23 protein-coding genes are annotated in these 20,591 nt (G+C 50.9%); 13 read left to right on the top strand and 10 right to left on the bottom strand.

Annotated elements, in window-relative coordinates:
• Positions 1-116: 116 nt before the first annotated feature.
• Positions 117-1,535 carry a CCA tRNA nucleotidyltransferase gene (locus tag A4Z71_RS06940; protein WP_070955157.1) on the bottom strand — a complete coding sequence of 473 codons (1,419 nt, stop codon included), beginning with the start codon at positions 1,533-1,535 and terminating at the stop codon, positions 117-119.
• Positions 1,536-1,615: 80 nt separating this feature from the next.
• Between A4Z71_RS06940 and A4Z71_RS06935 the strand changes: the two genes are divergently transcribed.
• The 8 genes from A4Z71_RS06935 (at position 1,616) to A4Z71_RS06900 (ending at position 8,159) form a co-directional block, all read left to right on the top strand.
• Positions 1,616-2,047, top strand: coding sequence for an NUDIX hydrolase (locus A4Z71_RS06935; RefSeq protein ID WP_335582245.1), 432 nt, complete (start codon positions 1,616-1,618; stop codon positions 2,045-2,047).
• Positions 2,026-2,556, top strand: a complete 531-nt coding sequence (locus tag A4Z71_RS06930; protein ID WP_070955155.1) for a DUF6049 family protein — start codon at positions 2,026-2,028, stop codon at positions 2,554-2,556. The genes A4Z71_RS06935 and A4Z71_RS06930 overlap by 22 nt, the downstream gene beginning before the upstream one ends.
• The gene (gene murJ, locus A4Z71_RS06925; RefSeq protein ID WP_084028466.1) at positions 2,553-4,178 is read left to right on the top strand and encodes a murein biosynthesis integral membrane protein MurJ; all 1,626 of its coding nucleotides are present in this window, start codon (positions 2,553-2,555) and stop codon (positions 4,176-4,178) included. Before A4Z71_RS06930 ends, murJ begins: the two co-directional genes overlap by 4 nt.
• Positions 4,179-4,208: 30 nt before the next feature.
• Positions 4,209-5,132 (top strand): thioredoxin-disulfide reductase, encoded by a 924-nt coding sequence (gene trxB, locus A4Z71_RS06920; RefSeq protein WP_070955154.1) that lies wholly within the window; start codon positions 4,209-4,211, stop codon positions 5,130-5,132.
• 32 nt (positions 5,133-5,164) lie between these two features.
• Complete coding sequence (gene trxA / locus A4Z71_RS06915; protein ID WP_070955153.1) at positions 5,165-5,485, top strand: thioredoxin; 321 nt, start codon at positions 5,165-5,167, stop codon at positions 5,483-5,485.
• A 65-nt stretch (positions 5,486-5,550) separates the two neighbouring features.
• Entirely contained in the window at positions 5,551-6,810 is a 1,260-nt protein-coding gene (locus A4Z71_RS06910; protein ID WP_070955152.1) for an aminotransferase-like domain-containing protein, read from the top strand.
• Positions 6,811-6,812: 2 nt separating this feature from the next.
• Complete coding sequence (locus A4Z71_RS06905) at positions 6,813-7,784, top strand: D-alanine--D-alanine ligase family protein (RefSeq protein WP_236858530.1); 972 nt, start codon at positions 6,813-6,815, stop codon at positions 7,782-7,784.
• A gap of 75 nt (positions 7,785-7,859) precedes the next feature.
• Positions 7,860-8,159 carry a metal-sensitive transcriptional regulator gene (locus A4Z71_RS06900; protein WP_070955151.1) on the top strand — a complete coding sequence of 100 codons (300 nt, stop codon included), beginning with the start codon at positions 7,860-7,862 and terminating at the stop codon, positions 8,157-8,159.
• 120 nt (positions 8,160-8,279) lie between these two features.
• Here A4Z71_RS06900 and A4Z71_RS06895 read toward each other — a convergent pair whose 3' ends face one another.
• From A4Z71_RS06895 to rpmH, 9 genes are read right to left on the bottom strand one after another with little or no spacing between them, the layout of a single operon-like run.
• Positions 8,280-9,275 (bottom strand): ParB/RepB/Spo0J family partition protein, encoded by a 996-nt coding sequence (locus tag A4Z71_RS06895; RefSeq protein WP_070955150.1) that lies wholly within the window; start codon positions 9,273-9,275, stop codon positions 8,280-8,282.
• Complete coding sequence (locus tag A4Z71_RS06890) at positions 9,268-10,173, bottom strand: ParA family protein (RefSeq protein ID WP_070955149.1); 906 nt, start codon at positions 10,171-10,173, stop codon at positions 9,268-9,270. The genes A4Z71_RS06895 and A4Z71_RS06890 overlap by 8 nt, the downstream gene beginning before the upstream one ends.
• Entirely contained in the window at positions 10,166-10,372 is a 207-nt protein-coding gene (locus A4Z71_RS06885; protein ID WP_070955148.1) for a hypothetical protein, read from the bottom strand. Before A4Z71_RS06885 ends, A4Z71_RS06890 begins: the two co-directional genes overlap by 8 nt.
• Before the next feature lie 22 nt (positions 10,373-10,394).
• Positions 10,395-11,075 carry a 16S rRNA (guanine(527)-N(7))-methyltransferase RsmG gene (gene rsmG / locus A4Z71_RS06880; protein WP_084028465.1) on the bottom strand — a complete coding sequence of 227 codons (681 nt, stop codon included), beginning with the start codon at positions 11,073-11,075 and terminating at the stop codon, positions 10,395-10,397.
• A gap of 55 nt (positions 11,076-11,130) precedes the next feature.
• The gene (locus A4Z71_RS06875) at positions 11,131-11,628 is read right to left on the bottom strand and encodes a Jag family protein (RefSeq protein ID WP_070955147.1); all 498 of its coding nucleotides are present in this window, start codon (positions 11,626-11,628) and stop codon (positions 11,131-11,133) included.
• Positions 11,629-11,639: 11 nt separating this feature from the next.
• The gene (yidC, locus tag A4Z71_RS06870; protein WP_070955146.1) at positions 11,640-12,563 is read right to left on the bottom strand and encodes a membrane protein insertase YidC; all 924 of its coding nucleotides are present in this window, start codon (positions 12,561-12,563) and stop codon (positions 11,640-11,642) included.
• Entirely contained in the window at positions 12,563-12,868 is a 306-nt protein-coding gene (gene yidD, locus A4Z71_RS06865) for a membrane protein insertion efficiency factor YidD (RefSeq protein ID WP_070955145.1), read from the bottom strand. The genes yidC and yidD overlap by 1 nt, the downstream gene beginning before the upstream one ends.
• Positions 12,869-13,234, bottom strand: a complete 366-nt coding sequence (gene rnpA, locus A4Z71_RS06860; protein WP_070955144.1) for a ribonuclease P protein component — start codon at positions 13,232-13,234, stop codon at positions 12,869-12,871. It abuts the gene before it with no gap.
• Positions 13,235-13,257: 23 nt separating this feature from the next.
• On the bottom strand, positions 13,258-13,395 hold the full coding sequence (gene rpmH, locus A4Z71_RS06855) for a 50S ribosomal protein L34 (RefSeq protein WP_070955143.1): 138 nt from the start codon (positions 13,393-13,395) through the stop codon (positions 13,258-13,260).
• 351 nt (positions 13,396-13,746) lie between these two features.
• Here rpmH and dnaA point away from each other — a divergent pair, with 351 nt between their 5' ends.
• The 5 genes from dnaA (at position 13,747) to gyrB (ending at position 20,574) form a co-directional block, all read left to right on the top strand.
• Positions 13,747-15,162 (top strand): chromosomal replication initiator protein DnaA, encoded by a 1,416-nt coding sequence (dnaA, locus tag A4Z71_RS06850; protein WP_418219389.1) that lies wholly within the window; start codon positions 13,747-13,749, stop codon positions 15,160-15,162.
• A 425-nt stretch (positions 15,163-15,587) separates the two neighbouring features.
• On the top strand, positions 15,588-16,730 hold the full coding sequence (gene dnaN, locus A4Z71_RS06845) for a DNA polymerase III subunit beta (protein ID WP_070955141.1): 1,143 nt from the start codon (positions 15,588-15,590) through the stop codon (positions 16,728-16,730).
• A 14-nt stretch (positions 16,731-16,744) separates the two neighbouring features.
• The gene (gene recF, locus A4Z71_RS06840) at positions 16,745-17,965 is read left to right on the top strand and encodes a DNA replication/repair protein RecF (RefSeq protein WP_070955140.1); all 1,221 of its coding nucleotides are present in this window, start codon (positions 16,745-16,747) and stop codon (positions 17,963-17,965) included.
• On the top strand, positions 17,955-18,452 hold the full coding sequence (locus A4Z71_RS06835; RefSeq protein ID WP_070955139.1) for a DciA family protein: 498 nt from the start codon (positions 17,955-17,957) through the stop codon (positions 18,450-18,452). The genes recF and A4Z71_RS06835 overlap by 11 nt, the downstream gene beginning before the upstream one ends.
• Before the next feature lie 184 nt (positions 18,453-18,636).
• Positions 18,637-20,574: a DNA topoisomerase (ATP-hydrolyzing) subunit B gene (gyrB, locus tag A4Z71_RS06830; protein ID WP_070955138.1), complete on the top strand. Its 1,938-nt coding sequence runs from the start codon at positions 18,637-18,639 to the stop codon at positions 20,572-20,574.
• The last annotated feature ends 17 nt before the right edge of the window (positions 20,575-20,591 follow it).

The following is a 20,591-nucleotide window of genomic DNA, read 5'->3' as shown; positions in this document are numbered from 1 at the left end:
CTAACCCACCTCCTTTGGTCTTAGCGGTCACGGACGTTCCGTGACAGGAGGGTAATTGCATAGCGTTGTCGGGCGGAAACAGGCAAAAACCTGGGCCAAACGACAACCTTGTTAGTTTAGCGGGCTTTCCACCAGGCAAGCAAGCGTTTTTCTGCTTCAACTGCGCCCAGCTCACCCTCTTCGAGACGCAGTTCCATCAAGAACTTATAAGCCTCGCCAACTTCACGAGATGGTTTCAAATCTAGGATGCGCATAATGTCTTCACCGCTGAGGTCTGGGCGCAGCGCATCCAGTTGTTCTTGCTCACTAATTTGCTCGATGCGGCGCTCTAGGTCGTCGTAGGCAAAAGCTAGCCGGTCGGCTTTACGTTTATTTCGCGTGGTTACATCGGCCCGAGTCAATGCGTGCAGTCGCAGCAGTTGATCTCCGGCATCGCGCACATAACGGCGAATTGCCGAATCGGTCCAGGCAGCATCGCTGTAACCGAAAAAGCGAAGATGCAGTTCAATTAGACGGGCCACAGCCTTGGTGGTGTCGTTATCGAACCGAAGGGCTTTCATGCGTTTGGCTGCCAGTTTCGCTCCGACTACATCGTGGTGATAAAACGAAACCGCACCCCCGGGCTCTAATTTTCGGGTAGCTGGTTTACCGCAGTCGTGCAGCAGGGCGGCGAAGCGAAGCACAAAATCACCTTCGAGACCGTAATCGCGCTCGTAATCGATGGCTTGCTCGACCACGGTCAAAGTGTGCTGATAAACATCTTTGTGGTGGTGATGCTCATCGCTCTCTAGTTTCAAAGCAGGCAACTCGGGCAATACAAATGCAGCGATTCCCGAATCAACCAAGGCTTCGAGACCAGCACGCGGATGCTTACCCAGCATCAATTTGACCAACTCGGTTTGCACCCGCTCGGCGGAAATCATTTCGATTTTGTCAGCCATGTCGACCATCGCCTGAAAAGTTTCAGGTTCGATTTCAAAACCAAGCTGCGATGCGAACCGGGCGCCACGCATCATGCGCAGCGGGTCGTCGCCAAACGAATCTTGCGGCTTTCCGGGGGTTCGCAGCACTCCAGCTAGCAAATCGCGCAGACCGTTGAACGGGTCGACAAAAACTTTTTCGGGCAGGCGCAGTGCCATCGCGTTAACCGTAAAGTCGCGGCGGAACAGATCATCTTCGAGGTTGGTGCCAAAAGCTACCTGCGGTTTTCGCGTGATGTGATCGTACTTATCTGCTCGATAGGTGGTGATTTCAATAGTGTCGTCACCGATTCGAGCGCCGATAGTGCCAAACTCGCGGCCGATATCCCAGTGTGCATCCACGTGCGGCTTCAAAATCGCCAGGGTTTCATCCGGGGTTGCCGAAGTTGTGAAATCTAGATCGGGTGCTTGCCGACCCAAGAAAGCATCGCGCACCGGACCCCCAACCAACGAGAGTTCGTGGCCGGCATCCTGGAAAATTTTGCCGAGCAAATCAAACAGCAGGTTCTCAGTAGAACGCTCCAGATTCGCAATTGCTTCGGCTACGGTTTGCACGCTCTCAATCGTGCCACAGGGTTTAGAGTTCTCTTATGAATTCGGCTAAACCTAGGCACTACGCACGCAATCTGGTGCGGGTGTCTGAGACGTCGGCCGGTGGCTTTGTTTTAGCCGGTGACGGTAGTAACCGAATTGCCCTGATCGGTCGTGAAAACCGCAGCGGTCGCATTGATTGGTGTGTTCCAAAGGGTCACCCCGAAGGCGACGAAACCATTGAGCAGGCAGCCATTCGCGAAATTGCCGAAGAGACCGGCCTCGAAGTTGAAATTTTGCAGTCGCTGGGTTCGATCAATTACGAATTTGCGGCCGGCAACAAATTGATTTCCAAAACCGTTCACCACTTTCTGATGCGGCAACTCGGCGGTGACCTGACAGTTGAAAACGATCCGCAGCACGAGGCAGTCGATGTGCAGTGGTTTGCGTTAGAAAACCTGGTTGACACTTTGGCCCACGAGAACGAACGTCGGCTTGCGAAGACGGCAATTGAATGGATCGAGCAGCAGCGGTGAGATTCGGTGGCCGAATAATTGGGGGGATTGCTGCGGCTGTCCTCTCTATCGGACTGGCTGCTCCAGCAAATGCTGCGGTTCCAGAGATCAAGATTATTCCCGGATCAACAATCAACCTGGTAGCCCACGAATCGCTGGTTCCGGTGAGCATCAAAAACGAATTCAACGCCGATATTAGAGTTTTTGTGCACATGCGCCCCAGCAATGCCCGAGTTCGAGTACCCAGCGCTGTTGAGGTTGTGGTGCCAGCCCTAACCACCATTAATGCCCAAGTTCCGGTGCAGGCAGTTGCCAGCGGCAAAGTTTTTATGCGGGTTTGGCTGACCACATTTTCAGGCATAGTGCTCACCGATGAGATCGTGCTGCAGATGAACGTCGAACCCGATCTTGAAACCATAATCTTCGTCACCTTCGGTGGTTCAGTCGCAATTCTGCTGTCTCTAGGTGTTCTGCGCACTTTGCGCAAACGGCAACGGCGCTTGGCCGAAGAAGTTCAGGAGCTGAATTGAGCATCGCCCGCTCCTCGCTGATTATGGCCAGCGGAACCATAATTTCACGCATCCTGGGTTTTGTTAGAGCAGTTGTTTTAGCCGCCGCAATTGGTGTCACCACGGATGCCGCCGACGCATTTGGTGTTGCTAATCAACTGCCCAACAACGTCTACGCCATTATCGTCGGCGGTGTGCTGAACGCGGTTTTGGTGCCGCAGATTGTTAAAGCGCGACAAAACGATGATGACGGCAAAGGCTACGTCGATCGGCTGCTGACTTTTATCATTACGGTTTTCTTCGCGGTCACGGTGGTGACCACAATTTCAGCGCCGTTCCTGGTTAGCATTTACACCAGCGGCTGGGATAACAATCAGCTGGCCCTAGCCACGGCGTTTGCCTACTGGTGTTTGCCGCAGTTGTTTTTTTACGGGCTCTACTCGCTTTTGGGCGAAGTGCTAAACGCTCGCAGTGCTTTTGGACCATTCATGTGGGCTCCGGTGTTGAACAATCTGGTTTCACTCGCCGGTTTAGTGGCCTTCCTGGTGATTTTTGGAGCCGACCCTACCGGCAATCGCACGGTTGAACAGTGGTCAGGTGAGCAGGTGGCTTTGCTGGCTGGTTCGGCTACTGCCGGAGTGGTTTCGCAGGCCCTGATTCTTTTTGTTTTCTGGAAGCGCGTCGGGCTAAAACTCAACTTAAATTTCAAATGGCGCGGTTTTGGGCTGCGACCAGCACTAAAGGCAGCCAGTTGGTCGCTGGCCATGGTTTTGGTCACTCAAATTGGCGGTCTGGTGCAAACCGTAGTTGCCTCGGGCGCCGTAGCGGCACGAACCGAAGATGTTGCGGTTGCCTCGGTGGCCGCAGCCGCAATCGCCTGGCTGGTCTTTATGTTGCCGCACTCGGTGGCAACGGTTTCTATTGCCACCGCCTATTTCACCAAGATGGCCTCGCATGCCCATGAAAATCGCTTAGACCTGCTGAAGGCAGATTTACTGGCCGGCTTGCGCAGCATCATGCTGATTTCAGTTTTCGCAACCGCAGCCCTAATTGTCTTGGCCTATCCGGTAGCCCGCGTTTTTGTTGGTGAATATGGCGGTTTGGTCGCTTTGGGCAACGTGATCATCGCGCTGATGGTAGGTCTGGTTCCATTTAGCTTCGTCTACATGATGCAGCGGGCTTTTTACGCCATCGAAGATACCCGCAGCCCGTTTTGGTTCACCGTGGTGCAGATTTCGCTGCACATCATCGGATCGATCACCATGTCGTTCACCCTGCCCGGCCAATGGCTGGTGGTGGGCTTAGCAGCACTAACTAGTTTCACCATTTTGGTGCAGGGTTTGCTCGCCTACGCCATGCTGCGTCGCAAAATAGGTTCACTTGAGGGACGCAAAAACGCAGCAGCAGGTTCCAGCTTTATTATTTCCGGTCTGCTCTCTGGTTTATTTGGTTTTGTTACGCTACAGCTGCTTGGGGGAACAAAAGCTAACTCCTTTGCGGTTGATTCAATTGTGACGGCAATCCTGACCTCAATTTTGGTGGGCAGTGTCATGCTGGGCAGTTACGTAATCGCTCTGCGTTTACTCAGAGTTCCAGAAGTGGTCACCTTGTCGAGTAATTTGGCCACCCGGTTCCGCCGGTAAAATCGACAAGTATCAATACAAGGAGTTTTAGTGCGCGAAGTCATCATCATCGGTTCCGGTCCTGCCGGATTCACTGCAGGAATCTATACCGGTCGCGCCGGCTTAAACCCGCTGCTGATTGCCAGTTCGGTCGAAATCGGCGGCGAACTGATGAAAACCACCGAGGTTGAAAATTTCCCAGGTTTCCCTGAAGGAACCATGGGCCCTGAGTTGATGGCTAACCTGCAGGCCCAAGCCGAAAGATTCGGTACCGAAGTTTTATACGACGACGTCGTTGAAGTTGACCTAAAGGGCGATGTCAAAATCGTAAAAACCGGTTTGGGCGAGACCTATGAAGCCAAAACAGTTATTTTGGCAACCGGCGCCGCTTACCGCGAACTTGGTTTGCCGCGTGAAAAAGAGCTTTCCGGTCACGGTGTCTCTTGGTGTGCCACCTGCGACGGCTTTTTCTTCCGCGAAAAAACCATCGCCGTAGTTGGCGGTGGCGACTCGGCAATGGAAGAGGCCACCTTCCTGACCCGCTTTGCCAGCAAGGTTTACCTCATTCACCGCCGTGACAGCTTCAAAGCTTCGAAGATCATGGTTGACCGTGCACTGAACAACCCAAAAATCGAGGTTATTTACAACAGCACCGTCACCGAGCTGCACGGTGAGACGAACCTAACCGCGGTAACCCTCGAAAACACCGTCGACGGTTCGAAATCTGAACTGCCACTAGACGGACTATTTATCGCAATTGGAAATGACCCGCGCGTTTGGTTGGTTGAAGACCAGGTAGAACTAACCGCAGATCGTTTCATCAAGGTTGAAGGAAGGTCTTCAAAGACCAGCCTGCCTGGAGTTTTTGCCGCCGGTGATGTGATTGACCCGACCTATCGTCAGGCCATTACCGCTGCCGGCTCAGGATGTGTTGCCGCGCTAGATGCCGAGCACTACCTGACCGATCACGCATAGTTTCACGTAAAACAGAATTTGAAGGATAAAAAATGGCACAGGAAGTAACCACCGCAGAATTTCAGGGCGAAGTACTAAACAGCGAACGCCCCGTACTAGTTGATTTTTGGGCTGAGTGGTGTGGCCCATGCCGCATGGTCTCACCAATCGTTGATGAAATCGGAATCGAAAACGCAGCCAAGCTGAAGGTAGTCAAGGTAAACGTCGACAACGAACCTAAATTGGCAATGGATTACAACATCACTGGCATCCCAGCGCTGATTGTTTTCAAAGACGGTCAGGTTGTCAAAAACATCGTTGGCGCCAAGCCAAAGGCGGCGCTTTTGAACGATTTGGCTGATTTTTTGAACTAGTCTTATAGAAATTCTTTAGCGAAGACGGCTGCGAGGCCGTCTTTCGCGTATTTGGGAGATGAGACATGACAGAGAGCAGCCCGCAGGCCCACAACCTTGATCCTTGGTTGGATGCTTATGCGGCGCGCGCGGAAACCTTGGCGGTTTCTGAGGTTCGAGCTCTGTTTTCTGTGGTCTCGCGCCCTGAAGTTGTCTCACTGGCTGGGGGCATGCCCTATGTCGCGGCCTTGCCTAAAGAGACTTTGGCAAAGGCCTATGCCGACACCATGGCAAAACGCGGCCTGTTGGCGATTCAATACGGTGGCGGTCAAGGCGACCTAACCCTGCGCGATCAAATCCGCGAGTTGATGGCGCTTGAGGGCATTCACTCTTCGGTCGAAGATCTAGTGGTCACCACCGGATCCCAGCACGGCTTAGACATGCTTGCCGGTCTATTTTTAGATAAAGGCGACGTGGTTTTGGCTGAGGGTCCCAGCTATGTGGGTGCGATCGGCATCTTCAGACACTATGAAGCGCACATCGAACACGTGCACACCGATCACGACGGCATGAGCCCAGAAGCACTGCAAGAAAGCATCGACCGGATGAAGGCCGACGGTCGAACCATCAAGTTCCTTTACCTGGTGCCCAACTTCGCCAACCCATCAGGCGTAACTCTTTCCGCCGAACGTCGCCCAAAAATTCTCGAAATTTGTAAGCGCGAACACATTTTGATCATCGAAGACAACCCATACGGTTTGCTTTACTTTGATAAGCCATCACCGGCGGCGGTGCGCTCAATGGATGAAGACGGCGTCGTTTATCTGGGCTCGTTCTCAAAGATTTTGGCGCCCGGTTTCCGAGTGGGCTACGTTCTCGCCCCGCCGGCCATCCGCGACAAAATGGTGCTCGCTCAAGAGTCGGCGCTGCTGTGCCCATCATCTTTCACACAGATGATGATTAGCGAATTTTTGGCCAACGCCGACTGGAAGGGTCAGATCGACACTTTTCGCGGGGTTTATCGTGAACGGCGCGATGCTGCACTAAACGCGATGCACGAATACTTGCCAAATCTTGAAACTACCCGACCTGATGGCGGTTTTTACCTGTGGATTACTCTGCCCGAAGGTATTGATTCGAAGGCCATGTTGCCGCTTGCGGTTAAAGAATTGGTCGCCTACACACCGGGCACCGCGTTCTTTGGTGACGGTTCCGGTCAGCGTTACCTACGCGTTTGCTACTCGTTCCCCACCCCAGACCGCATTAATTTGGGAATCAAACGACTTGCAAATGTCATTAACCTTCAAACCGAGCTTCTAGATACCTTCCAGCAGAAGGGTAAATAACTGTGATTCCAAAGGGTAAGGGCGCAGCCAAGCTAAAAATTCAAGTTTTGGCCGGCGGTATTTCACACGAGCGCGACATTTCGCTTAAATCTGGGCGCCGAGTAGCAGATGCCCTCGCCGATTTTGGTGCCGAGGTCATCATCCGCGAACCAGATCACCAGCTACTGAAAAACATCAAAGCCGACAATCCCGATGTTATTTGGCCCTGTTTGCACGGTGCCAGCGGCGAAGACGGTGCACTGCGCGATGTTTTAGCCCTCTCCGGTGTGCCTTTTGTTGGCTCCGATGCGGCGTCCGCACGTTTGGCTTGGGATAAATCAATTGCTAAGGCGTTGGTAAGCAAAGTTGGCATTCAGACTCCGCCCTACGTGACCTTGCCGAAAGAAACCTTTCGCGAACTCGACGCTGAAGGCGTTTTGGCATCAATTACTCACTCGATGTCGTTGCCGGTGGTTGTTAAACCCGCGCGCAGCGGTTCGGCTCAGGGTGTCACCATCGTGCACAACCAGACTGAACTGGGCCGGGCCATGGTTGATGCCTATGTTTACTGCGAAGTTGCCATCATCGAAAAATACATCGAGGGCACCGAGTTGGCCATCTCGGTCATCGATTTAGGGGCCGGCCCAATTGCACTTCCGGCTGTTGAAATCGAGCCGCTAAACGGTCATTACGGCTATGACTCACGCTACACTGCCGGCGAAACCAACTATTACGTGCCAGCCAGATTGCCGGGTGTGGTGCTAGAAAAGGCTGCTCGCCAGGCCATTTTGGCCCATGAAACCCTTGGTTTGAGTCAAATTTCCAGAATCGACGTTATTGTCGATTCACAAGACACCGCCTGGTTCCTAGAGGCCAACGTGCTTCCCGGGCTTACCGAAACTTCGCTCCTGCCTCAGGCGATTATTGCCTCAGGCTATTCGCTGGGCGAGGTTTATCACTCGCTAGCCGAAGCTGCACTGCGCGGTCGCAAATAATCTATGACTCAGTTTTCAACTGTGCCTAGAAAATCGGCTTGACTTAATACCCCCCTGGGGTATTTAATTAGGCTTGTGAAGGCAGAAATAAAAAAACGAGCACTGCATCGTTCAAAAATCCTCGAAGGCCAAATGAAAGGCCTGCAAAAAATGATTGAAAACGAGGATTACTGCATGGACATAATCACCCAATCGCTAGCCATTCAGAAAAGTTTGGGGTCGCTGAACAAGCTAATTGTTGAAAATCACCTGCTCACTCACGTAAGTCACATGATGCATTCAGAAAGTCTGTCCGATAATCAGAAGGCGGTTGATGAAATGCTAAAGATCTTCGAAATAACCCAAAATCGAAGTAACCAAGGAGGTGCGAAATGACCGAAAACTCAGGATGCAACTGCGGTGGCAACTGCCAGTGCAAAGCAAAGTCTGAAGGCAGCAGCTGCAACTGCTAATTTCACCAAAAATCAGGGAGCTGGCTTCGGCCAGCTCCTTTTTTTATTGATCGCCGAGCTCTTTCAAAATTCGGTTTAGATCGGCAACGGTAGCGAAATCAATTATTAGCTGGCCTTTTTTCTTGCCCAAAACCACGCTTACTTTGGTGTTGAGTCGATCACCTAGGCGGTCGGCGATTTCTTTTAGCGCATCCTGGCGGCCACCCGGCAAAATCTTCGCTTTGCCTGGCTTGGGCTTATCAATTGCGACCAATTCTTCGAGCGATCGAACCGATAATCCTTCTTTGATTACCTTTTCGGCAAAATATGTCATTCGATCAGCATCTGGCAGCGCCAAAATCGCTCGTGCGTGACCGGCAGATAGTACTCCTGCGGCAACTTTCTGCTGAACCGGAATCGGCAGCTTCAAAAGTCGCAGGGTATTTGTAATTTGCGGGCGTGAGCGACCAATTTTCTCGGCTAGTTGCTCTTGAGTGATGCCGAAATCGCTGAGCAGCTGCTGATAAGCACTGGCTTCTTCAAGCGGATTCAGGTTGGCGCGGTGAATGTTTTCTAGCAGGGCGTCACGAAGCATGTTTTCGTCAGCGGTGTCTCTAATTACCGCTGGAATCTTGGCCAGCCCGGCTTCTTTTGAGGCACGAAGTCGGCGCTCACCCATAATCAGTTCGTACTGGTCTTGGCCATTTTGTTTACCAAGTGAACGAACCACGATTGGCTGCAAAACACCAAATTCTCTAACCGAGTGCACCAGTTCGGCAAAAGCCTCTGGTTCAAATACCGCTCTCGGTTGCTGGGCATTAGGCACAATTGCGTTTACATCAAGGTGCGCAAATCTGGCGCCAGGAACCGCAACCAGATTGTCCGTGTTAGTGCCAGCAGCAGCCGAGGGAGCTTCAGCGAGGGGCTGTCCCAGCGAGGTGCTGTTTCTGTCCTGGGTGGCACCACCAAAAAACACATCAATCGGACGCTCGCTATCTATCGGCGAGGTTGGGATTAGTGCACCAATTCCTCGGCCTAGACCGACTTTCTTTTCAGCCATTTGCTGCTCCTCGCTGGGCTATCTCGATTGCTGCCTCTAAATAAGAGATTGCCCCGATAGATGTTGGGTCGTGCGTAATTACTGTTTTACCAAAACTAGGAGCCTCGGAGACTCGCACATTTCTAGGAATGACAGTATTCAGGGTTTGCTGGGGGAAGTGGGCGCGAACATCGTCTACCACCTGACCGGCAAGTCTGGTTCTGGCATCAAACATGGTTAGCAAAATGGTGCTCAAGCGCAGTGCCGGATTCAAGGCAGCCTGAATTCGCTCGATATTCTTCAGCAGTTGCGAAAGCCCCTCTAGCGCGTAGTACTCGCACTGAATTGGCAAGAGCACCTCGTTGGCCGCGACAAAGGCATTCACCGTGAGCAAACCCAGGCTGGGTGGGCAGTCAATCAACACATAATCTGGCTGGTTGCCATCCCGGATGAAGGCATCCAGTGCATTCTTTAGCAGGGCATGCCAGTTTTGGCGTTCAATCGAGGTGACAATCTCAATTTCAGCACCGGCTAGATCAATGGTTGCCGGTACAACAAATAGGTTTGGGCTTTCTGGGCTTGGCTGGGCAACAGATTCAAGACTGGCCCCCTCGATTAGGACCTCATAGATGCCGACTACACCCTCACGGTGATCGATTCCTAGCGCGGTAGATGCGTTGCCCTGTGGGTCCAGGTCGATGACTAAAACTCGCAGGCCTTTGCTGGCTAAAGCAGCGGCTAAATTTACCGTGGATGTTGTCTTGCCCACGCCGCCTTTTTGGTTAGAAACCGAAATGATGCGAGTCTGTGCTGGGGCCGGTGCTTTAGCGGCAGAAACTGCCTGAAATCTGCGCGTCGTGTCAGCTAGTTCGCGAAGGAGCGGTGTGTCTGAACCGAAGTTTTGGTTCAGATCAGCCATTCTTCTGCTCCACTGCGGTGAATTCACCGGCTGACTGCAATGTTTCACGTGAAACAGTGATTTCGGCAGAAGATTGCGATGCGGTCCAACCGGTGCGGGTTGGGCTCACTTCATTACGACCTGCTGGGTAGCCCAAACCTGAAACAACCGAGGCTTTGGTCTCGGCAGTAAGCTCAGCCTGAATAGCCTTTTCGTTCATCGATCTCCCCGAAAGTTCTTGCTCAGACTAGCGTAGTTCGAACTACGGTAGTTGGCTCGGCTAAACGACCTTCGCCGGCACGCACAATTTCAAATCCAGCAATTTTCAGCTTTTTTTGAAGCTTTTTCGAATCTTCAATCTCGTCAGCGGCTTTAGAGCCCTTGAGCGCAATAATTTGTCCGCCATCCCGGGTAAGTGGCACGGTCATTTTCAAAAGCTTTGGCAGTGCTGATACCGCGCGTGCGGTAACCATGTCGAAAACCTCGCCGACCTCTTCAGCGCGGGCACGCAGCACACGCACGTTGTCTAACCCAAGCTCACTTACCTGTTGCTGCAACCAGGTCGAACGGCGCTCCATCGGCTCAATCAGCACAAATTGCGCCTGAGGTTGAGCAATCGCCATCGGGATTCCGGGCAGACCGGCACCCGAGCCAACATCGGCTACCTTTTTTCCGGGGGAGACCAGTTCAGCAACAACTGCCGAGTTCAGAATGTGCCTAGTCCAAAGTTTTGGCATTTCTCGTGGACCCAGTAGCCCCAATTCATCTCCGTCGCGCACCAGCGCAGCCGCATAGGCTCGGGCTTTTTCAATTCCAGCACCGAAAATTTCAACAGCAATTGCCGGCTCAGTCTCTGGCTGAAAGTTTTCGGGCGCCAAAGCCAGATCCGGTTTCTTAACGTCGTCAGATTTTGCAGAATTCATAACTTCAGACTCGGAATGTTTCACGTGAAACTATCGAAATTCGCCTGAGACCGAACTAGGCCGGCTTGATAACGATGTGGCGCTCTTTGCCTTCGCCTTCAGATTCTGAAACCAAACCGGCCTCAGAAATAAGATCATGCGCGATTTTGCGCTCGTAAGAAGACATAGGCTTCATTGCCAAAGGCTCGCCAGACTCTTGAACCTTTGCCACCAAGCGGTTTACCAACTTGGTTAGCTGGTCGACGCGGGCCTGACGTGAACCGCTAACATCCAAAATCAAGCGGCTAAAGCTCTGGGTTTTAGCCTGGACTGCCAAACGAGTCAGTTCTTGAAGCGCTTCGACGGTTTCTGGGTTAGAAAGTAGACGCAGGTCTCCTTCGCCCTCTTCAGAACTGATGGCCACATAGGCGCGACCCTGACGAACGTCGATGTCGATGTCGCCGTCTAGATCGAAAATGTCAAGCAGTTCTTCTAGGTAGTCAGCCGCGATGTCACCCTCTTCTTCAAGGGCCTTTACCGACTGAACTTCTGGTTCTTGGTTTGCTTCGGTCATGCTGAAAATCCTTACTTTGGTGACTTCTTGGCGCGTGCTTTAGATGCTGGCTGCTGGCGCTGACGAGGCTTTGGTGCTTCTTCAGGCGCTACTTCAACTTCTTCGGCCTTTGGCAACTTGCCCTTCTTGGCCAGACGTTCCTGCTGCTGGCGGTAGGCAATTGAGCCTGGGGTAGGCATGTTGCGAATAACGATGTACTGCTGGCCCATGGTCCAGAAGTTTGAGGTTAGCCAGTAAAGCATTACGCCGATAGGGAAAGAGATACCGGAAATCAAGAAGATGATTGGGAAAAGCCACAGCATGATCTTCTGAGTCTGCATGTACTGGCTGTTCATGACATCTGGGTTTTGGTTCTTCGAAATGATCTGCTTCTGAGTGATGAACTGCGAGGCGGTCATCGCGATGATCATTACGGCTGCCACCACCTTCACCGAAATAGAATCGCTGCTCAAGAAGGTGTCTTTAAGTGGCGCGGAAAAAATCTCAGAAATCGAGAACTGGGTAGCTAGGTCGATGTTTAGCAGACCAACTCCAGATTTACCGTGCTGGGCATCATTAAGAACAAAGAACAAGCTGGTGAAGATAGGCATTTGCAGCAACAGCGGCAAACATGAACTGAACGGGTTCGAGCCGGTTCGCTTGTAGAGCTCCATCTGCTCTTTAGCAAACTTTTCGCGTGATTCGCGGTCGTTTTTACCCTTGTACTTTTTCTGCAGCTTCATCAGCTCTGGCTGGGCGGCCATCATGTTGCGCTGACTCTTGATCTGTTTCACAAACACTGGAATCAGGGCAGAGCGAACAACGACTGTAAGTCCAGCAATCGAGAGCGCCCAAGTCCAGCCGTTAGCCGGATCCATTCCCAGCGTGGTAAATAGGGTGTGGAACCCAACCAGGATTAGTTCAATAACCCACTTAATTGGCCAAAGCAGATCCATCAGTCAACCTTTCTAAGGTTTGGTACTACATATCCGGTATCGGTGACCCGAAACCAGTTGAAACCGGGCTTTACCTCGTCGACGCCACCTTGCGACCACGGGTTACAGCGCAAAATTCGAAACGCGGTGAGAAAGCTGCCCACCAAAACGCCTCGCTGTTGAAATTGCCCCAGTCCGTATGCCGAACAGGATGGGTAATACCTGCAGACATCACCGTAGAGCGGCGAAATAACTCGCCGATACAGCTTTACTAAAGCAATTACTACATTTCTTGGTGCCAGTAAGACGAATAAAAGTGCCTTCATCTAGCTGACTGTCTTTGCTACCGAAATTTTAATCCCGGTAAAAAATTCTTCTCGAAGTCTATTCCAGCCAATCTCAGCTGCACCGGGTTGTGCCCTAACTACCACCTGAAAACTGGATGAGTTATCGGTTGGCAAAAAACTTATTTTCAAGCTTTCACGGGCAAGTTCTCGAAGCCTGCGCTTGACCAAGTTTCTATTCACTGCTCCGCCAACGGTTTTTGCGACAACAAAACCAAAGCGGGCATGAGGCTCTGCCTCATCCCGCTTTAGGTAGATGACTAAGTGTTCGGTTGCGACTTTACGGCCAGACTTCATTACTGCACGAAAGTCTTCGGCGCGATTCAGTCGGTTTTGCTTGGCCAACATAAGCCTGCCGACTGTCGCTTCGACTAAGCCGAAAGTTCTTGACGGCCCTTGCGACGACGTGCAGCCAGGATGGCGCGACCCGCACGGGTCTTCATACGCAAACGGAAACCGTGGGTCTTGGCACGACGACGGTTGTTCGGCTGGAAAGTACGCTTTGACATAATTTTTCTCCGTTAGGAAATAAAGCTTGATTTGGAAGTGCAAATCCGAAAATTCGGCTATTGCCGCCACTCCCGATGCAGGGCAACCTCTTAAACCTAAGCCCTAAGCGGCCACGGGTCAAGTTCCTGGGCGATCTTTTTCAAAAGCGCGCAGAAGTATCTCAAAGACAGCCAATATTTGGCCGTAAAGACACGCCGGCACGATTTGATTTTTTTTCGCCAGCGGAGTTGAATTTCGATTAATGGTTTGGGGGGGTCCAAACAACGACTATTCGGTTTTCCACAAGTTAGTCCACAAGTGTATATCTCTGTGGAAAAGCTGTGGAAAACTTACGTATCGTAATTAAGTCCATTGAGTTTGGAGCAAGCGTGTCTTCATCAGAATCGGTCACCGCGCTGTGGCACTCTGTTGTTGGCCAACTCAACTCTGATGACCGACTCAGCCCGCAACTCTTAGGCTTTCTTGCCTTGGCCGAACCAAAAGGCGTTTTGGGTGACACCCTGTATCTAGAGGTGCCGAATGATCTAACTCGCGAGATGATCAACCAAAAGGCAAGACCCGCGATTGTCGACGCAATTTCATCAACCCCAGAAAATGGCGGGGCGGTTAACTTTGCCGTAGTGGTCAACCCTGAAATCAACACGATTCCAGCGGCCGAGGTGGCGCCCGAACCTTTTCCAGAAACTGCTCCAATCACTCCGATTTATTTATCGTCCTCAAGTGACCGCGCAAATGATTCAAGACTGAATCCCAAATACACTTTCGACAGTTTCGTTATCGGCGGTTCAAACCGATTTGCCCACGCTGCTTCTTTCGCAGTAGCCGAGTCTCCGGCTAAGTCTTATAACCCACTTTTTATTTATGGAAACTCGGGCCTGGGAAAAACCCACCTGCTGCATGCAATTGGTCATTACGCCTTGAGCCTGTTCCCGCGAATTAAAGTTCGCTATGTTTCGAGCGAAGAATTCACTAACGACTTCATCAATGCGATTCAAAATAACCGAAGCGCTAGTTTTCAGGCCGAATATCGTGACATCGATATCTTGCTAATTGATGACATTCAGTTTTTGCAAGGTAAAGATCAAACTCAGGAAGCTTTTTTTCACACCTTTAACACCCTCCACGACCACAACAAACAGGTTGTAATTACCAGCGATGTGCCGCCAAAAGAATTGACCGGCTTTGAAGATCGTATGGTTTCACGTTTTGAATGGGGTTTGCTAACCGACATTCAGGCTCCAGAGCTTGAGACGCGAATTGCAATTTTGCGCAAAAAAGCACAAATCGAAAATCTTAAAGTTCCCGACGAAATCCTCGAATACATGGCGGCCCGTGTTTCTTCGAATATCCGCGAACTTGAGGGCACCCTTATACGTGTTACCGCGTTCGCCAATCTAAATCGTCAGCGCATCGACATGGATCTAGTTCAGAGTCTGCTGAAAGACATTGTGCCGCTGGGTCACGAAAGCGTTATTGCACCAATCGACATCATCAAAGCTGTAGCTGACTATTACAAAATCAGTGAGGATGACATTTATGGCAGCTCACGGGCCCAGGCGATTGCTTTAGCACGACAAATCGCAATGTACCTATGTCGCGAGCAAACCAACCTTTCGCTTCCTAAAATCGGGCAGCTCTTCGGCGGTAAAGATCACACCACAGTGATGTACGCCACTAAAAAGATTCAAGAATTTATGAACGAGCGTCGTTACGTTTACAACCAGGTCACTGAAATCATCGGACGCATTAAGTCTCAGAGTCGCTAAGAAGAACAAAAATCACAAAAACCTTCAAGTTAAACCTTAATTCTTAACAGGTGGATAACCCTGTGGATAACTTTCAAATTGCCTGATCTTTCGGTGTATTACTGATGCTTGGACTGTTGAAGAAAAAATCTCATTCCACAACCCGCCAAGTTATCCACAGATTTATTCACAGCTGTGTAAACAACTTACAAGTTTGTAATTCCCAATAATTTATTGGGCTGGCGTAACTTATCCACAGTTTCCACAGAGGTTAATAAGAAGATTATTTAAATTTAAATATTTGATAGCTAAATAACATTTCTTGGTTTTCACCAATACACCTATCAAGCTAATTTTGTAATTACAAAAACCCTCTGCGGTACTAATCTGTGCCAAGATTGAGCCAACAATCCTTTTGCCAACATTGGCTAGATTTGGGGACAATCTTGAAATTTCAAGTTAATCGCGATGTTCTAAACGAAGCTGTTTCGTTTGCTGTTCGCTTGCTACCGCAGCGCACAACTTTGCCTATCCTGGGCGGTATTTTGATCGAGGCCGACGCCAACGCCCTAAGACTTTCAGTTTTTGATTACGAAGTATCAGCTCAGGCAGAAATTGTTGCCAAAGTAGAAGACTCCGGCCGAGTTTTGGTGTCTGGTCGATTGCTATCAGACATCACATCAAAGTTGCCAAACGCTCCAGTTGAATTTGAAACCGATGGTGCCAAGGTCACCGTTTCCTGTGGAGCATCAAAATTCTCACTGCTCACTATGCCGGTTGATGAATATCCGACGCTTCCTGAGATTCCTGCGATTTCCGGAACCATCGCTGGTGAAGCATTTGCGGATGCCGTACATCAGGTTGCAGTTGCATCGTCGAAAGATGATGTAACTCCGGTACTAACCGGTGTTCAACTTGAAGCAAATGACAAAACATTGTCATTCGTAGCCACCGATCGCTACCGCGTTGCCATTCGTGATGCGGCTTGGTCAGCAAATGCCGGCGCTGCTGGGGCAGTGGCATTAGTTCCGGCAAGAACGCTTCAGGAAGTTGCTAAAACCTTCGGAAACCAGGGTGAAATTGCAATTTCTATCGCCAAAACTGATGATCGCGAAATGATTGCATTCAAAGCAAATAATCGCTCGGTCACATCGTTGCTGCTCAAGGGCAATTTCCCACCGGTCAAAAGCCTGTTCCCAGCCGAAGTTGAAAACTTTGCCATTGTTCAAACCTCAGATTTGGTTGAATCAACCCGTCGTGTTTCGCTGGTGCTAGAACGCGAAAGCCCACTGCGCTACAGCTTTGGCGAAGGTGAAGTAACCCTTGAGGCCACCGGCAACGAAACAGCTCAGGCATCTGAAACTATTTCGACTGAGCTCAACGGCAAAGAGATTGTTGTTTCGCTAAAACCACAATTTCTTCTAGATGGTCTGGCCGGCGTGCACTCAGAGTTTGTAAAGATCGCTTTCACCAGCAATGACAACCCAAACAAGCCCGGCCCGGTACTAATTTCGGCACACAGCTCAAAAGAAAAAGCCGCGCAAGACAGTTATCGCTATTTGCTTCAGCCAAACCTGCTAGTTCGTTAAAGAGTTGAGCCTCGGTGTATCTAAAACACCTATCGCTAGGCAATTTTCGTAATTACGAAACTGCGGAAATTTCCCTTTCTAGCGGCATAAACCTATTGGTTGGGCCTAATGGGCAGGGTAAGACAAATTTGGTCGAAGCCGTTCGTTATTTATCTAGCCTGTCTAGCCATCGCGTAGCTGGGTACTTGCCACTAATTCGACAATCCCAAAATCAAGCCGTAGTTAGGGCTTCGGTAGCTTTTGAAGATCGCGAAATCCAACTTGAACTAGAACTGAATCGCGACACTGCCAACAAGGCCCGAGTAAATAAAAGCCCGGTTACCAAGCTGCGCGATGTTTTGGGCTATCTAAACTCGGTCACCTTTGCTCCAGAAGACCTTGACATTGTGAAGCGCGACCCAAGCTCACGACGAGCTTTTATTGATGAACTTGTAATTCAGGTTTGGCCAAGATTTGTCGGCATTTACAGTGATTTTGACCGCGTGCTAAAACAGCGAAACACACTGCTAAAAACTGCACGCGCCACAAAAACCGTGGGCGGTGCTCTCAGCACGCTTGATGCCTGGGATGAGTCGCTGATCGAGTACGGCTCTGATATTGTTTCGGCTCGCATCAAACTGATCGACCAATTACGCCCCTTTCTAACCTCGGCCTACCAGAAAATCGCGATTGCCAATAATGAACCCCGCATTTTGGTGAAAAGTTCACTAATGGGCTCGGCAATCCCCGGAAATAACAAAAATTTTGCGGTTGGCCTAAGTCCGGCGGGTTTGCCAGGTGGGCTAGATGATGATGAAGACGGCTTGGAGTGGATCGAAACCAGTGATAAGGCCGAAATTGTTCAGCTTTACCGGCAAAAACTTGCCCTAACTCGCCAAAAAGAGCTTGAGCGAGGGATTTCGCTGGTTGGGCCGCACCGAGATGACCTGGTGTTGATGCTTGGCACACTACCGGCGAAGGGTTACGCCAGCCATGGCGAATCTTGGTCTTATGCCTTGGCGTTACGGTTGGCGTCAATTGAACTGCTTCGAAAAGAATCGCGGCTAGGCGATCCGGTGCTAATTCTGGATGATGTCTTTGCCGAATTGGATTCTGGTCGCCGCGAGCGATTGGCTGCTCTGATTAGTGACAACGAGCAGGTAATTATCACCGCAGCAGTAGCAGAGGATGTTCCGAAGTCACTGTTAGCCACTGTCTTTAATGTCAAAGCTGGGGTGATCACAAATGCAATCTAACGAAGAGCAGCCCGACATCGCAGTCGAGTTTTATCAAAAGATGAAAGCTGCAGTCACCGGTCGAATCAGCCGCGATGCCAAAAGAATGGCAGAAAAAGCTGCCCAAAAGGCAAGTAAACCTTTTAGCAAAGGTCGCGATCCGGTTCGAGCAGCCGATTCCATAGACGATTTGATGAAGGCATTTCACTGGGAAGGGCAACTTGCCGAGACCGAACTCTTTAGCAGTTGGGCCAAGATTGTTGGCGAAACCAACGCGGCCAATTCAAAACCTGAAACTTTAGTCAACGGGCTGCTCACGGTGCGTTGCAAATCTACGGCCTGGGCAACCCAACTGAGACTGATGCAAAATGACATTTTGGGGCGAATAAATCAGACTTACCCGCAATTAGAGGTGACCTCAATCAAATTCACCGGACCGGATGCTCCATCCTGGAAAAAAGGTTTTTATTCGGTGCCCGGTCGCGGACCGCGCGATACTTACGGATAACCGAAGAAACCGCGAAAATACTGGGTAAAACCGGCAAAAACATTTGCCAAAACACAGCCGATTAGCCAAATTTTGTCAGCCCTAAAGGCTAAAATTTCTAATAGTTAGCTACCCCGAATATCAGTCAATCACTGAGATTGCTTTTCACTGGGCCTAACCCACGCAAAAGGAGCCACAACCGAATATGTCTGTACCTGAAAATAATTACGATGCCGGAAATATCCAGGTCTTAGAGGGTCTCGAAGCTGTTCGAAAACGACCCGGTATGTACATCGGTTCAACTGGTCCGCGTGGGTTACACCACCTTGTTTACGAAATCGTCGACAACTCTGTCGATGAGGCGCTCGCCGGTTATTGCGACACCATCAAGGTAACCATCACCAAAGAAGGCTGGATCCGCGTAATTGATAACGGTCGCGGTATCCCGGTTTCTGTGCACCCAACCGAGGGCATTTCAACAGTTGAGGTTGTGCTCACAATTTTGCACGCCGGAGGTAAATTCGGTGGCGGCGGTTATGCCGTATCGGGTGGTTTGCACGGCGTGGGCGCATCCGTGGTTAACGCGCTATCGACCGAGCTTCGGGTGCAGGTTGCCCGCGAGGGTCACCTCTGGAACCAGAGTTACAAAATGGGTGTGCCAGATGCACCGCTGGCCAAGGGTGGCGAAGCCGACTACACCGGCACCACGATCGAGTTTTTAGCCAACCCCGACATTTTTGAAACCGTTGAATACGACTACGAAACTCTTCGCCAGCGTTTTCAGCAGATGTGTTTCTTGAACAAGGGCTTGCGCATCGAGCTATCAGATGAGCGAAACGGCCGCAGCGACAGCTATTTTTACGAAAACGGTCTGCGCGACTACGTTGAGTACCTCAACTTTTCGAAGAAATCAGAAATCGTCAACGAAGAGATCATCTCGTTCGAATCTGAGACCAAAGAAAAAAACATGTCGGTCGAAATTGCCATGCAGTGGACCAACGCCTACAACGAGAGCGTGCACACTTACGCCAACACCATCAACACCCATGAGGGTGGTACCCACGAAGAGGGTTTTAGGGCAGCACTAACCTCACTGCTCAACAAATATGCCCGCGAGAAAAATCTGCTCAAAGAAAAAGACGAAAACCTCACCGGTGACGACTGCCGCGAAGGTCTAACCGCAGTAATTTCAGTCAAGCTGTCTGAACCGCAGTTTGAAGGCCAGACCAAGACCAAACTTGGCAACACCGAGGCCAAAGCTTTTGTGCAGCGAGTGGTCAACGAAGAATTTGGCGACTGGATGGGCCGCAACCCAAACGTGGCAAAAGAAATTATTCGCAAAGCCATTCAGGCAGCAACTGCTCGTCACGCTGCTCGAAAAGCACGCGAAGCTACTCGCCGCAAGGGGTTGCTAGAGTCTGGCGGTATGCCGGGCAAGCTTCGCGACTGCTCGAGCCGCAACCCTGAAGTTTCAGAAATTTACCTGGTCGAGGGTGACTCGGCTGGTGGTTCGGCTGTTCGCGGTCGAAACCCAGAAACCCAAGCCATTTTGCCGCTGCGCGGAAAAGTTCTAAACGTTGAGAAGGCTCGCCTAGACCGAGCCCTGGGCAACGCCGAAGTTCAGGCAATCATCACCGCTTTCGGCACCGGTATTGGTGAAGATTTCGATGTGGCTAAGGCCCGCTACCACAAGTGCATCCTTATGGCCGATGCCGACGTCGACGGTCTGCACATCCGCACCCTAATTCTTACCCTGCTGTTCCGCTACATGCGCCCGCTAATCGAGCACGGCTATGTTTACTTGGCCCAGCCGCCGCTATTCAAAATCAAGTGGTCAAACTCAGATCACCAATACGTTTACTCCGACGCCGAACGCGACAAGGCTTTGGCCGAGGGCCAGGCAGCTGGCAAAAAGATTCCGAAAGAAAACGCAATCCAGCGTTACAAGGGTCTTGGTGAAATGGACTACGACGAACTCTGGGACACCACCATGGATCCAGACAAGCGCACCCTGTTGCAGGTAACCCTAGAAGATGCAGCTATCGCTGATGAAGTCTTCTCAACTCTCATGGGCGAAGACGTTGACGCCCGTCGCACCTTTATTCAGCAGAACGCGAAAGATGTGCGCTTCCTAGATATCTAGGCCGCACATCCAAAGAT

Origin of the sequence: Candidatus Rhodoluna planktonica (assembly GCF_001854225.1) — a bacterium.
Lineage (GTDB): Bacteria > Actinomycetota > Actinomycetes > Actinomycetales > Microbacteriaceae > Rhodoluna > Rhodoluna planktonica.
This window is presented reverse-complemented; position numbering and strand designations above follow the sequence as displayed.

Coding starts and splice junctions, on each gene's coding strand:
- A4Z71_RS06910 (WP_070955152.1), top strand. CDS start 5,551: ATGACAGAGAGCAGCCCGCAGGCCCACAACCTTGATCCTTGGTTGGAT.
- A4Z71_RS06885 (WP_070955148.1), bottom strand. CDS start 10,372: ATGAACGAAAAGGCTATTCAGGCTGAGCTTACTGCCGAGACCAAAGCC.
- trxA (WP_070955153.1), top strand. CDS start 5,165: ATGGCACAGGAAGTAACCACCGCAGAATTTCAGGGCGAAGTACTAAAC.
- A4Z71_RS06875 (WP_070955147.1), bottom strand. CDS start 11,628: ATGACCGAAGCAAACCAAGAACCAGAAGTTCAGTCGGTAAAGGCCCTT.
- A4Z71_RS06930 (WP_070955155.1), top strand. CDS start 2,026: ATGGATCGAGCAGCAGCGGTGAGATTCGGTGGCCGAATAATTGGGGGG.
- rnpA (WP_070955144.1), bottom strand. CDS start 13,234: ATGTTGGCCAAGCAAAACCGACTGAATCGCGCCGAAGACTTTCGTGCA.
- gyrB (WP_070955138.1), top strand. CDS start 18,637: ATGTCTGTACCTGAAAATAATTACGATGCCGGAAATATCCAGGTCTTA.
- rpmH (WP_070955143.1), bottom strand. CDS start 13,395: ATGTCAAAGCGTACTTTCCAGCCGAACAACCGTCGTCGTGCCAAGACC.
- yidD (WP_070955145.1), bottom strand. CDS start 12,868: ATGAAGGCACTTTTATTCGTCTTACTGGCACCAAGAAATGTAGTAATT.
- A4Z71_RS06835 (WP_070955139.1), top strand. CDS start 17,955: ATGCAATCTAACGAAGAGCAGCCCGACATCGCAGTCGAGTTTTATCAA.
- rsmG (WP_084028465.1), bottom strand. CDS start 11,075: ATGAATTCTGCAAAATCTGACGACGTTAAGAAACCGGATCTGGCTTTG.
- A4Z71_RS06895 (WP_070955150.1), bottom strand. CDS start 9,275: ATGGCTGAAAAGAAAGTCGGTCTAGGCCGAGGAATTGGTGCACTAATC.
- A4Z71_RS06890 (WP_070955149.1), bottom strand. CDS start 10,173: ATGGCTGATCTGAACCAAAACTTCGGTTCAGACACACCGCTCCTTCGC.
- yidC (WP_070955146.1), bottom strand. CDS start 12,563: ATGGATCTGCTTTGGCCAATTAAGTGGGTTATTGAACTAATCCTGGTT.